This window comes from Lysobacter sp. Soil_N_23 (genome assembly GCF_057656135.1).
The window spans coordinates 1-11,159 of sequence record NZ_JBDGKY010000040.1 but is presented as its reverse complement, the minus strand read 5'-3'; the positions used below and the strand labels follow the sequence as shown (position 1 = coordinate 11,159).

Genomic DNA, 11,159 nt, shown 5'->3' with positions numbered 1-11,159 from the left:
GCCGCCTGGTCAGCCAGCGCGAGCACACCAACAACGCGACCCTCGACGACCGGATGCGCTATTACGGCTACACCGGCCAGGACCAGGTCCTGATGCGCCGCAGTGGCACGATGAGCGGGGCGACGTTCGTGCAGGAGGCCGACCCCTACGGCGCCCGCGCCAATGCCCTGTTCGTGTACGCGGCCGGGCAGCAGCAGGCGGAGCTGGCCGAAGGGGGCAAGATCCAGGGCAAGAACTTCACCAACCAGGCGCTGGTGGGCCTCAACGGTGCCGGCAGCTACAGCGCCGGCGGCGGCAAGGCCGTGGTGCAGGCCGGTGAGACCCTGAAGGACGTGGCCCGGCGCATCTATGGCAATGCCCAGCTGTGGTACGTGCTGGCCGATGCCAATGGGCTGGAAGGCGATGCGACGTTGGCCGAAGGCACGGTGCTGGAAGCGCCGGGAGTGAATGTCAGCAGCAATGACGCCGGTACGTTCAAGCCGTACAACCCGGCCGAGGCGATCGGCAATACGACGCCGAGCCTGCCGTACATCACACCGCCGCCGAAGAATCAGTGCAGCACGCTTGCGATCGTCATGATGGTCGCGGTTGCTGCAGTAGTGACGGTGTTCACGGCCGGTGCCGCCGCGATGGCAATGGGCGTTACGGCCACCGCATCGGGTGCCACTGGCGTCATGGCGATCGGTGGCGCGGCTCTCTCCGGTGGGCTTGCCGGTGCAACCGTGGCCGCAGGCTCGGTTCTCGTCGCTGCCGGCACAACTGCTTTAGGGGCAGGAGCGGCGTTCGGCGCGGCGGTTGCGGCAGGGTTTGCTGGCGGCGTTGCCGGAAGTATCGCAAGCCAGGTAGTCGGAAGCGCCATGGGCGCCACATCGTTCAACTGGAAGCAGGTAGGTGCGGATGGACTTACGACGGCATTGACTGCTGGCGCAGGATCGTGGCTGCGCGCCGGGACGGCTGGCGCATTCTTCAGCCAAGCTGCTGACGGATCCCGTGAACTGACGACCCTGGGGCGCGTCTCGCAAGGTCTGCTGAGCTACGGCGGAAGTATGGTCGGCAACATGACAGTGGGCCGAGACACCCACTTCAGCTGGAACGCCGTGGCGGCGAATGTGGTCGGCTCATACGTCTCAGCAAAGGCTGGGGGTCGGTTGCCGATCACCGAGGGGGAACTGCCAGCGGTAGCTTCATCAACGACTTCGGTGGCTTGCTGGTTGATGGTGTGGCTGACGTTTCGGCACGTCGACTCATGGGCCTGGGTAGACCGGATTGGGAACAGGTGGCGGCAGATGCATTCGGCAATGCGTTGGGGAATGCAGCGGTCGGCCGTATTCAGCGCTGGGAAGGGAATCGAATCGCGAAGGAGCGCATGTATCAGAAGTTCCATGACGCCGCTTGGGCGGACGGTAATCCGTTCAACGATGCAGGCGGAGTCAACGCCGACACGTTGAAGGGCGTGGAGATGGTTCAGCTGGCCCAACAGACATTGGCGAGTGCTGCTGCAAAGGGCGAAGTCATCAAACCAGCTTCGGTCAACGAAGTCGCCAGGATGGCCCGTTCCTATGGCTACGAGGACCTAGCCACTTCTCTTGAGGCAGACAAGAACTGGAATGCATTGAATACGATGAACTCCGGCAAGCCGTTGAATCAGTACGAGGCTAACGTGCTTGCCTATCTGACCCATGCTGCGAACAGCAAGTTCGGCGCGCTGACGGTCGTCGGGGTGGTAGCGCCTCCGACAGACCAGGATCAGGCAATGCAGGACGCTTGGACTGCGAGGGAGTGGAGGCCATTCCACGATGCCCTAGAATCCACTCTCGAACACGCCGACGTAATGGTCAATCCATCGCAGGAGTTGGTTGAGCGGCAGCTGGAGAGCAACATAGATCGATCGCTCTATGTCGAAGAAGGCCTGACCGTCCAAATGGGTCGTAGCCTGATTGAGACCGCATTCGACGATTCTCAGCCGGGCTGGAAGCGTGGTCTGGCTGGTGTCGGGTATGTGCTATCTGGGCCAGGCATGGCACTGGAAGAGGTCGTGCGTGGTGTCGCCAATGTTCCGTACTACACAAGCGTGGCAGCGCAAAGTCTCGCCGCGAGTAACTTTGCCACGACCGATGAGATGCGTGCCCACTTCCAGTGGCAGGCTGCAGGCAACGGTACCTTGGCGGTTCTGAATGCGGCAGTGGTAACTGACGGCCTTGCCGTTACGGCGAACAGTGCGAGACGTGCTGGCGCTGCCATGCTGGATCGCATGAGTTCCGCACGGCAAGTTGCAGGCTTGGATGCGGTTGCAAACACTCTTCCCGAGTTAAGACCTGGTATCCGAAGCACGTTCCTTAACGGCGAGGCAGCCGTGAGTGTTTTGGATGAGCCTTTGGTTGTCCAACGCTTTCACGGTGGTGGATCGAGCGCAAAGGGTTCCTTTTCGACCACAGACATATTCAAGAGTCGTGTCGACGTTCGCGAACAGCTGGCATTGCCTTACACTTGGAGCGATGGTGCTGTAGGCAATGCAGTAACTAAGGTGACTACAATTGAGCTTCCCGCGGGAACTCGAATATGGTCAGGCAGAGCTGCGCCACAAATTGATGGTATTTCTGGCAGAGTCTATCAAGGCGGAGGCAATCAGATTTGGACCGACGCTTGGGTCCAAGACGATTGGATAATCGATACCAGATGGTTCAGGTCTGACAGAGGGAAGAACTAGATGCTGTCTAAGCAATCCGCTGATCAGATTACATCTGAGGCTCGTAGACTCCTTTCCCTTGCTAGGGATATCAGGGAGTCTGAGGGGGTTTACGCGACGGACCACGACCTTAGGGAGCTAATGAAATCCCTTTCTTCGCAAGGCATTGGAAGAGCAATCGCCAATACCAATAGTCTTGGTCGGAGGGTTGCTGATCTCGCGAGACCCGAAAGCAAGCTTTTTCAACTAGTCTTTGCAGCTATCGAGAGACACGAGAAATGAAGATAACGGAGACTGTGCTTCCTGCTCGTGCTGAATTGAAGCTATGGCTTCCAAAGGATGGCTTCTCAGATGATTTTGTTCGAGCCATTGCGGCGGCGTGCTCGCGCTTTTCTGACGTTGATGAGGCGTATTTGGTTCTTATGGGCGACGAAGGAACGCTGCTGATCGCGTTTCAGATGTCGGAACCATCAATGGATGCGGCGTCTCTCAACAGTATGGTGGCTGAAGTGATGGAAGGGCTTATGCCTCTTTTTGATGCGACTGTTCAGATGGATGCAATTTGTTTGAACGGTCGCCCCGGAGTTCGAGACAGCATCTTGTCGTTAACTTCGCCGTTCTATAAGAAGGTGTAGTTCCAAACAGTGGATTAACCATTGCGGCTAATCCGGCGACACGAAATCCGGCCGCTATTTCCCGAGGATTCGGCACGCTCAACTCGCGTCAGTCGGCGGTGTTGGAGCAATTGCCGGAATTCGGCTCCAGCACGATTGCACATAAGTCATTTGGTCAACGCGATCTGTCGGCATTGACCGCTGCGACGGGTGACGAATTCGCAATGTTCTCGGTGGGCGGACGTCGCTTGATATTCCGAGGCGATGGTAGCTCTGTCCCGATCAATCCAGCGATGGGCTCGCAGCTGGCCAGCAAAGGCTGGCGCTGGTCGGCGCCAACTATGTCGGTCAGAAACTTGCCGGCACGGACGTCTCTTTCAGTTGGAAAAGCATAGCCGCCAGTGCGGTGAGCAGTGTTGTAGCTGCCAAGGCAGCGCCTCAACTCTCCGGCAAAATGAACCTGGAGTCGCCGTTCGCACGAGATTTCACTTACGGCATGACCAGCGGCCTAGTCAGTGCGGGCGTGCGCTCTTCGTTCGGCGAGACACTGCATGAGTCTGATTACATGACTGTGGTGGCCGATGCATTCGGGAATGCGCTTGGGAACGCCGCCGCTCGCGGGATCGGGCAGTCAGCATTGACGAGGGGTTGGAAGGAGCAGGACGAGCTACAAAGGCAAGAGAGGGTTGCAGTCGGATCGAAGGAAAGCCTGCCCAGCGCGTCGCAGATGCCGGGAGCGGCGGTTGAGGCTCAAGGCGACGCTTCGTCGCGGATGGGCGAGCACAGGGAGCTTGGCGATTACCAAGGAGGCGATGCACTTGAAGGCGTTGAGGTCGAGAACGAAGTGGAGCCGTATGCCCAGGCAGACGTTCCCGGTGTGCAGGTTCCGCTGACGTACGAAGAGAAGAATTCGCTGTTCTATGATCGCCACGAAGCCTTGTTTGGCTCGGACTTCACCAACCTCCTGGGGAGGCCCCAGACGGCGGCTTCCTACGAAGACCAGTTGGTCTGGTACAACCAAGCGCGGGACGTTGACGCGCAAATGCCCGTACACGATCACACATCCGAACAGCTCGTTCGGACTGTGACTCCAGAAGAAGTGGATCAATCAGTAGCGGCCGACGGCAGGGCAGTGCTCGACATGGCGTTCGTGCAGCCCGCCAAGGCTGCCGGCCTGTTGGCGTTCAGCCCGATGGCGGCGGGCCTATACGGCCTGTACGGGGCTGGTCAGTTGTGGAACGACGGCTATAAGAAGACTGCTGTTGCGGTTGGGGGGCTGTCGCTCATAGGAATCCGGACGCCGATCGGTGCCGAAGTACGAGCGTTGGCAGGTGAGCTTAATGCATCGGGCCGTCTGGCAATGGGCCCGACAATGGGTGGCCGGAGGGCGCAGATCGGTGCAGTGGGTGACTTGTCGCAGCCGAGCTCCCCTGCTAGCGTTGCAAACAGCTCGCCACTGTCTCAAGCCGCGATGCGTGCAAGGGTTGAGGCGAATGTCGCCGAAAGCGCTGCTGCGCGAGCATCGTCAAATTTCGATAAGTTCGTGCAGAGCGAAGGTAGGCTGTACGAGCAGCTCGATATATGGCCACCAAACTTGGGTCGCGTTGGGCCGGTAGAGATTGTCGATTTGCAACCTGGCTCAATCATCGACCGTTTCGGCCTGCCAAACGGCAGGTTTGTGGCGCCGCAGGGAACGCCATTTCCTGAGAGGGCACTGCCCTCATCCTATGAGGCCGCCAAACCATACTTTATGTATGAAGTTGTGAAGCCAATTCCTGGGGTTGTTCAAAGCCGAGCGTTGCCGTGGTTTGGTCAGCGCGGAATGGGGGTTCAATTTGAACTTCCACGTGGCACCAACTACCTCAATCCGAGCAACGGCTATGTGAGGGTCAGATACCATGAACCGTGATGAATTGAGAGCTGCTCTCGCGCGTAAGCGCGTCAATGAAAGCCTCTATTCCATCGACAAGCTCGCAGATCAAAGCGAGTCCTATTCTGTCGTCATGGATGGAGACAGGTGGAAGGTCGTTTACAAGGAGCGAGGCGAGTTCACTGATATTGAAACTGGCCTTACCGAAGATGAGGCATGTGACTTGGTCTATCGGATGTTTAGAGATGCATTCTGCTGGACAGACTGATGCCATCTTGAACGGCGATTCTTAGCTGCTAAAAAAGCCTACCCACCGCCCGGCACTGCCGGGCGGTGTTGTTTTTGCGTGGCGATGTCGGCGACGCGTTGCGCGTCGCGTCAGCGCGTGGCCGTGACCTGCCCCCGCCGGCCGTACCAGTGATCACTGACAAAGTCCGGGGTTGAAGGGTACTGCGTTGTTGACTTGCTCTGCTCGGTGATTGGCGGCGAACTGGGCGGGCGGGATGCGCCCGCAACTGCTGTGTGGTCGGACCTCGTTGTAGTCGCGGCGCCACCCGGCGATGACGTCTCGGGCCTGAGCCAGCGAAGTGAACCAATGTTCGTTGAGGCACTCATCGCGGAACTTGCCATTGAAGCTCTCGATGTAGCCGTTCTGCATGGGACGGCCCGGTTCGATCAGCAGGTGTTCGATGCCATGCCGCTGCGCCCAGGCAATGAAGGCGCGGCTGGTGAACTCCGGGCCATTGTCGGTTCGCACTGCGCGGGGATAGCCGCGGAAGCAGGCGGCCTGGTCCAGAAGACGCACCACATAGGCGCCACTGATGCCGTGGTCGACCGCGATGTCGACGCATTCGTGGCTGAAGTCGTCGGCGACCGTCAGGCACTTGAGCCGGCGGCCATTGGCGAGCGCATCGCTGACGAAGTCCATGCTCCATACCGCGTTCGGCCTGTTCGCCGGCAGCAGGGCCTGGCGTTCGCTGGCCGGCCGCTTGGCTTTCCTGCGCCGGCGCACGGCCAGGTTCGCTTCGCGGTACAGGCGGTAGATCTTCTTGTGGTTCACGGCAGGGAACTCCGGACGCAGCAGGTCGTGCAGGCGGCGATAGCCGAACCTGCGGCGGACTTGGGCCAGCTCGACGATCCGGGCCGATAACGCCTGCGTGGTGGCCGTAGGCTCGGGAGGATGGCGGAAGGCATCGCGGGACAGCCCCGCAAGGCGGCAGGCCCGGCGCTCGCTCATCCCCGACAGGGCAAGCATGCGCCGGACCGCCTCGCGCTTGCGCTGCGGGGCTAGCGTTTTACCCCGAAGCCCATCTTCAGCGCTTCGATGTCCAGATGGGCCTCGGCCAGCAGCCGCTTGAGCCGGTTGTTCTCCGCTTCCAGCTCCTTCAGTCGCTTGGCGTCCTCGGCTTCCATGCCGCCGTACTTGGCCCGCCAGGCGTAGAAGCTGGTGGGACTGAAACCGTGCTGTCGGGCGAGCTCCGATACGGCCATGCCGGCCTCGGCCTGCTTGATGAATCCGATGATCTGCTCGGTGGTGAAACGACTCTTCTTCATGTCCGTCCTCTTGGGTGACGGACTTTACAGCTTCACTTGGTACGGCTCAGCGGGGGCAGGTCAAAAGAACCCGGCACCTTTAGGACGACCCAGAACTGGATTGGCCCCAAGGGCTGCTCCATAGACAAGGCCAACTTTGTGCCGCCCAGCCCAATGATAGTGCTCGAGCACTTGGAAGCATGGGAGCGTTACATAGCCGGGGAAGATCTAGACCCCCTGATTCAAGCAGCAGTGATGCACGCTCAGTTTGAGATCATCCATCCATTCGTTGACGGCAATGGTCGCATTGGGCGATTGCTCATCCCACTCTTGCTCTATTCGAAGGGCCGAATCTATAAGCCCATGTTCTATCTGTCTGGCTACCTGGAGAGCCATCGGGATGAATATTACGGACGTCTACGTGCCGTTACCGACAATGGCGAATGGAACGAGTGGGTGCTGTTCTTCTTGCGCGCAGTAACCGAACAAGCCCAGCAGAACGAGAATGCTGCAACCTCAATCCACGCGCTTTACGAAAAGATGAAGGCCTCGGTCCGCACGGCGACGAAATCTCAATACAGCGCGTCGGTTACTGACACCCTATTTCATAAACCGATCTTCCGGGTCTCGCATATCGAGGATTCGGGTACGGTGCCGCCAGCATCCGCACACAAGATCGTGCAGCAACTTATTGAGGTCGGCCTTGTTCGTCAGATTCGCGAGGGCAAGGGCCGCAGACCAGGCCTCTATATCTTCCCGCAACTACTGAACATTGCCGAAGGCCGGGACATCTACTAAGTCGCACCAATCTGGAGGGAGGCTTTGGCTGGGATGGTAACCGGGTGGGTGTGGCGCGGCTTCCGCCCAAGGCCTAGTTCCAATGGGTGATTCGTGAGAGTGCTAAACACGGGAACCGTCCTAGCAACAGATGTTTTCCACTTCACGGGCGGCATCATCGGCAGGCCCGTGGTGGACGGCGGTATCGTCATCGGACCCATTGGGGGGCACGCAGGCCCCCGGTACATCGGGCCCATGTCATTTGCCGAAGCGTGTGTGGCGGCAAGTGATGCAGGCTCTTACTTCATGGGAACGAACCAGATCCATGCCAACGATGGCCCAGAACGGAGTGAGTTCTGGTGCCCAAATATTGGTAGTGAAGGCGCGCAACGGCAGAGCTCTGATACCTGGAGTGCAATTGCCTACACGGCCAGCACCGCAGGTGATTCAGTCTCATCCGAACTAGCTCGCTACCTTGCGATGTCGATGAGACGCCAACTCCTAGTGCAGGGATTTGACCAACTCGATTTGTCGCTGGGTTGCCTCTAGCATGCAATAACTGTAGTTGGCGACACCACCGGGGGCCCAGGGCGCGACCTCCTCGAACCTGCACCATGACTCCCGAAAGGCAACCCAGGACTGGCGCGCGCCAACGAGCGCTGCTCGTGCTTCGTCGTCCAGACTTTGGTCTAACTTGACGTATTGGTTACCGAGCTCCCGTTCCAGCCTCTTGAGTTCTGCTTCGTCGCACGCAGCCCATTGGCTATTCTTAAATGCACTCAGGTCGACACTGTCGTAGCACAGTTGATGCTCTTCCGAGAATTTGCTCTGAGCGCGAACGGATGGCATCGACAAGACAAAGGCGCAGATTGCAGCTACTGCCAGGTGGGTGCGGCGCCCCATATTTAGACTCCATCCGAAATTTGAGCCATTCGGTTTGCCTAACGCCAGAGTTAAGCCGCACCGCGGAGCGGTGTCGGCTTGAATGAATTGTTAGGCCCGATCATCGGGCCACTCCCAGCCATCGCATCTGCCAACGAAGTCACCATGCAATCCCATGCCGCTAAGGTCAACGGCTAATGATCGGCCATTGACAGTAAGGCCTAGACCGCGACAGTCAACCCACCAAGAAAGCACGGCCAGAGCATCGTGTATGGCGCCACGACGCTCTTGAAGTAGTGTTTCGGACAGTAGGGCTCGCTGCTCTGCCGTGAGTGAGTTCAGGAGGCTATTGAAAGCGGTGTGCCCGCTCTCCGCATGGAAAGGAGAGTTCCCAGCAGCGCGTTTGGCAAGAGCGCTATAGAGCCGTGTCTCTCCCGCAAGCTGGTCGATGATTGCTTTGTACGCGATGTTGTCTGACATGAGACCTAACGCCTGAGCTAAGTCAAACCGCGAGGCGGCGTCGGCTTGAAGGAATTGTTAGACACACTGCTACTGCTCGATGGCAGGCATCTCCGGTGGCGGAGGGCCTAGCTTGAACATTAGCGGCATGGGTGGTGCAGTAAGCGCGATGGAGGACTCAAATATTGCACAGTCACGCTGCGCGCCGGTACAGAACACTGTGATGCCGATGCCCTTGTACCGATCGCCGTCAAATAGCGCCCGGTAGCGCGCCGCCTTATGATCCGGGAAGAAAACCCAAGCCGAAAAGTGCGGTTCTTGTGACTCGTATATCTTCAGGCCGGCTGCTTTTCCAGAATCCGGGAGCGTGTACTTGGCTGCCACGACTGTCTCAAGCTCAGCGATTGACGCTGCCGCTATATCTGAGCAGTCCCATTTGAAAATCTCTCGCTGCGTGACGTTGGAACTCTTGCCGCAGTATTCCAGAGTGGGTGGGTGATCTGCCGCTGTTGCAGGTGCGACCGTCATTGTCAGTGTGAAGAAGATGGCGAGTAAGTGAGAGATTTTCATGCAGGTGTGCAATATGGCCTGATGTGTGGTCCAACTACCTGATAGGCGGACCCGTGGGTCCGGTTATACGTCTGACGCCACATCCCAGCGAATGGGCCGTAACCTTCTGATTCGGCTTGAGCTTATGCAAGCTGGGTCCGGCTAACAAGCCGGCGTATAGCAGGACCCGTTGGGTCGCGTCGGATTGCCCAACCAACGACGGCTATGGGTCGAAAGCCGACATTAGCCCCCGTTCGACCGCGCCGCCCGGCCCTATGACCCTTATGGGCCAGAAGCAATGGGATGGACTCCTCCTCACCTTGGCACCCGATGGGTGCCAGACTAAATTTGCGAAACAGTCGCGGCGAGAAGGAGTCCACCATGAACGAGCTTATGCGCATTGGGGTCGACTTGGCCAAGAACGTGTTCCAGGTGCACGGCGTGGATCACCAGGAGCGAGCTGCTTGGTGCAAGCGGCTGCCGCGGGACCGCTGGCTGCAGGCGGTGACCGAGACGGCGCCTGCCGGCTGCGACATCGGAATGGAAAGCTGCAGCGGCGCCCATCACTGGGCCCGGCAACTGCAGGCGCGGGGGTTCCGCGTGAAGCTGATCGCTCCGCAGTTCGTGAAGCCCTACGTCAAGAGCAACAAGAACGACGCCAACGACGCCGAAGCCATCTGCGAGGCGATGAGCCGACCCAGCATGCGCTTCGTGTCGGTGAAATCGGTGGAGCAGCAGGACATCCAGGCCGCTCACCGCATTCGTGCCGGGCTGGTTGAGCAGCGCACGGCCAAGGCCAACCAGATCCGCGGCCTTGTGGCCGAGTACGGACTGGTCGCTCCCAAGGATATGCTGTCACTGCGTCGCGCAATTCCGCATTGGCTGGAGGATGCAGATAACGGGCTTAGCGATCGTTTCCGTCACCTGCTCGATGGGCTGTGGCATGACATACGCGCCTTGGATGACCGCGTCGCCGAACTCGATGTGGATATCGGCGCCATCGCCCAAATCGACCCCGATGCCGTGCGACTGCAGCAGTTGCGCGGCGTCGGCCCGATGATCGCCACCGCATTGGTGGCTGCGGTGGGTGACGCCCGGCAGTTTGCCAATGGACGCCAGCTTTCAGCGTCGCTAGGCCTGACACCCCGTCAGCACAGTTCGGGTGGCAAGGAGCGCCTGCTGGGCATCAGCAAACGCGGCGATGCCTATCTGCGCTCGCTGCTGGTGCACGGCGCTCGGTCCATGCTGCGAGCGGCCAATGGCAAAGAGGACCGACTCAGTCGATGGGTATGCCGGCTGGCAGAGCGGTCGCACCCGAACGTGGCCTGCGTGGCCTTGGCCAACAAGAGCGCACGCATGGCCTGGGCCATGCTGCGCCACGGCACCGACTATCAACCGGAGCTGGCCGCCGCCTGACACCTGGAGAAGTCCCTGAGATTGCGAACACCCTGCAGATGGCAAACCGGTCGGACCGGCGTCGGCAAACCCCTAAATGTCCTGGTGCGTAAAGCACGTAGAAGCGATTGGGAGCCGGCGCGCGAATAGCCCATCAAGGCCCAGCACCGCGAGGCGGTGCGTTCAGTCCGAGGCCGGATATACGTGCGCAGTCGACTAGGGCGCCGAACGCGGGATGCTTGCAGTCAGAGGAGGAGTCCATATACGGACATTCGCAACTCCTAAGTTAAGCCGACACTAAGCGCGTAGCGGTGGTGTTCGGCTTGAATGAGTAAAAAGGAGACTTCCCGCCCCTGCGGACAACCGCTCGGTCTTTGATGACCATGATGGTTTT

11 protein-coding genes and 1 pseudogene are annotated in these 11,159 nt (G+C 59.4%); 8 read left to right on the top strand and 4 right to left on the bottom strand.

All coding sequences use genetic code 11. The features are described from left to right. From AC3A3X_RS17695 to AC3A3X_RS17675, 5 genes are all read left to right on the top strand, one after another. The coding region (locus AC3A3X_RS17695; protein WP_487584293.1) for a hypothetical protein at positions 1–1,448 on the top strand (1,448 nt) is incomplete at its 5' end. Next, entirely contained in the window at positions 1,367–2,707 is a 1,341-nt protein-coding gene (locus AC3A3X_RS17690; RefSeq protein WP_487584292.1) for a hypothetical protein, read from the top strand. The genes AC3A3X_RS17695 and AC3A3X_RS17690, both read left to right, overlap by 82 nt. Positions 2,708–2,964: 257 nt before the next feature. Continuing rightward, the gene (locus AC3A3X_RS17685; RefSeq protein WP_487584291.1) at positions 2,965–3,321 is read left to right on the top strand and encodes an enhanced serine sensitivity protein SseB C-terminal domain-containing protein; all 357 of its coding nucleotides are present in this window, start codon (positions 2,965–2,967) and stop codon (positions 3,319–3,321) included. A 433-nt stretch (positions 3,322–3,754) separates the two neighbouring features. Beyond that, on the top strand, positions 3,755–5,209 hold the full coding sequence (locus AC3A3X_RS17680; RefSeq protein ID WP_487584290.1) for a TNT domain-containing protein: 1,455 nt from the start codon (positions 3,755–3,757) through the stop codon (positions 5,207–5,209). Continuing rightward, positions 5,199–5,438, top strand: a complete 240-nt coding sequence (locus tag AC3A3X_RS17675) for a hypothetical protein (protein ID WP_487584289.1) — start codon at positions 5,199–5,201, stop codon at positions 5,436–5,438. Before AC3A3X_RS17680 ends, AC3A3X_RS17675 begins: the two co-directional genes overlap by 11 nt. A 153-nt stretch (positions 5,439–5,591) precedes the next feature. Here the strand turns inward: AC3A3X_RS17675 and AC3A3X_RS17670 are convergent. Beyond that, positions 5,592–6,724, bottom strand: a protein-coding gene (locus AC3A3X_RS17670; RefSeq protein WP_487584288.1) for an IS3 family transposase whose coding sequence is annotated in 2 segments (ribosomal slippage) — positions 5,592–6,469 and positions 6,469–6,724 — 1,134 coding nt in all. Because the reading frame shifts where the segments join, the coding sequence is not laid out codon by codon here. Between the two features lie 36 nt (positions 6,725–6,760). Between AC3A3X_RS17670 and AC3A3X_RS17665 the strand changes: the two are divergent. Together AC3A3X_RS17665 and AC3A3X_RS17660 are read left to right on the top strand one after the other, a co-directional pair. Beyond that, a pseudogene (locus AC3A3X_RS17665) lies at positions 6,761–7,027 on the top strand (Fic family protein); the annotation flags it as partial. Positions 7,028–7,066: 39 nt separating this feature from the next. After that, a complete protein-coding gene (locus AC3A3X_RS17660) occupies positions 7,067–7,501 on the top strand; it encodes a Fic family protein (protein WP_487584294.1) in 435 nt (144 codons plus the stop codon). A gap of 480 nt (positions 7,502–7,981) precedes the next feature. Here the strand turns inward: AC3A3X_RS17660 and AC3A3X_RS17655 are convergent, their stop codons facing one another. The 3 genes from AC3A3X_RS17655 to AC3A3X_RS17645 all read right to left on the bottom strand — a co-directional run bounded on the left by AC3A3X_RS17655 (position 7,982) and on the right by AC3A3X_RS17645 (position 9,391). Continuing rightward, entirely contained in the window at positions 7,982–8,383 is a 402-nt protein-coding gene (locus AC3A3X_RS17655) for a lysozyme inhibitor LprI family protein (protein WP_487584287.1), read from the bottom strand. Positions 8,384–8,473: 90 nt separating this feature from the next. Beyond that, positions 8,474–8,842: a DUF6547 family protein gene (locus AC3A3X_RS17650; protein ID WP_487584286.1), complete on the bottom strand. Its 369-nt coding sequence runs from the start codon at positions 8,840–8,842 to the stop codon at positions 8,474–8,476. A gap of 69 nt (positions 8,843–8,911) precedes the next feature. Next, positions 8,912–9,391: a hypothetical protein gene (locus AC3A3X_RS17645; protein ID WP_487584285.1), complete on the bottom strand. Its 480-nt coding sequence runs from the start codon at positions 9,389–9,391 to the stop codon at positions 8,912–8,914. 360 nt (positions 9,392–9,751) lie between these two features. Between AC3A3X_RS17645 and AC3A3X_RS17640 the strand changes: the two genes are divergently transcribed. Then, a complete protein-coding gene (locus tag AC3A3X_RS17640) occupies positions 9,752–10,786 on the top strand; it encodes an IS110 family RNA-guided transposase (RefSeq protein ID WP_487584284.1) in 1,035 nt (344 codons plus the stop codon). Positions 10,787–11,159 lie beyond the last annotated feature (373 nt).

What these genes read in the sequence shown, in the direction of transcription:
- AC3A3X_RS17655 (WP_487584287.1), bottom strand. Translation starts at nt 8,383, where the DNA reads ATGGGGCGCCGCACCCACCTGGCAGTAGCTGCAATCTGCGCCTTTGTC.
- AC3A3X_RS17660 (WP_487584294.1), top strand. Translation starts at nt 7,067, where the DNA reads ATGTTCTATCTGTCTGGCTACCTGGAGAGCCATCGGGATGAATATTAC.
- AC3A3X_RS17645 (WP_487584285.1), bottom strand. Translation starts at nt 9,391, where the DNA reads ATGAAAATCTCTCACTTACTCGCCATCTTCTTCACACTGACAATGACG.
- AC3A3X_RS17650 (WP_487584286.1), bottom strand. Translation starts at nt 8,842, where the DNA reads ATGTCAGACAACATCGCGTACAAAGCAATCATCGACCAGCTTGCGGGA.
- AC3A3X_RS17675 (WP_487584289.1), top strand. Translation starts at nt 5,199, where the DNA reads ATGAACCGTGATGAATTGAGAGCTGCTCTCGCGCGTAAGCGCGTCAAT.
- AC3A3X_RS17690 (WP_487584292.1), top strand. Translation starts at nt 1,367, where the DNA reads ATGTATCAGAAGTTCCATGACGCCGCTTGGGCGGACGGTAATCCGTTC.
- AC3A3X_RS17640 (WP_487584284.1), top strand. Translation starts at nt 9,752, where the DNA reads ATGAACGAGCTTATGCGCATTGGGGTCGACTTGGCCAAGAACGTGTTC.
- AC3A3X_RS17685 (WP_487584291.1), top strand. Translation starts at nt 2,965, where the DNA reads ATGAAGATAACGGAGACTGTGCTTCCTGCTCGTGCTGAATTGAAGCTA.
- AC3A3X_RS17680 (WP_487584290.1), top strand. Translation starts at nt 3,755, where the DNA reads ATGAACCTGGAGTCGCCGTTCGCACGAGATTTCACTTACGGCATGACC.